This window comes from Streptomyces coffeae (genome assembly GCF_016741875.1).
Classification (GTDB): domain Bacteria; phylum Actinomycetota; class Actinomycetes; order Streptomycetales; family Streptomycetaceae; genus Streptomyces; species Streptomyces coffeae.
The window spans coordinates 1-268 of record NZ_JAERRF010000240.1 but is presented as its reverse complement, the minus strand read 5'-3'; the positions used below and the strand labels follow the sequence as shown (position 1 = coordinate 268).

The following is a 268-nucleotide window of genomic DNA, read 5'->3' as shown; positions in this document are numbered from 1 at the left end:
GGAAGCCACCCTTGCGGGTATAGGAGGTGCCGGGGTGGTCCGGGTCGGAATGGAAGAGAGCGTCCAGGTCCCAGCCCCGACTGGTGGGGAACTCCCCGATGCCTTCGCTACCCGTGGCAAGCAGCTCCCACAGTCCCTCGGGAGAGTGCACCCCGCCCGGGAAACGGCAGGTCATCGCGACGATCGCCACAGGTTCATCCGACTCCGCCGACACCGCGACCAGTGCACTGGAACCGCCTGTCTCTCCGGTCAGTCTGGTGCACAGATA

The 268-nt window shown here is 66.0% G+C and carries 1 protein-coding gene; it reads right to left on the bottom strand.

The genetic code is table 11. From position 1 onward, the window contains the following. A partial coding sequence (locus tag JK363_RS41825; protein ID WP_307822138.1) for a beta-ketoacyl synthase N-terminal-like domain-containing protein occupies positions 1-190 on the bottom strand: 190 nt, incomplete at its 3' end. Positions 191-268 lie beyond the last annotated feature (78 nt).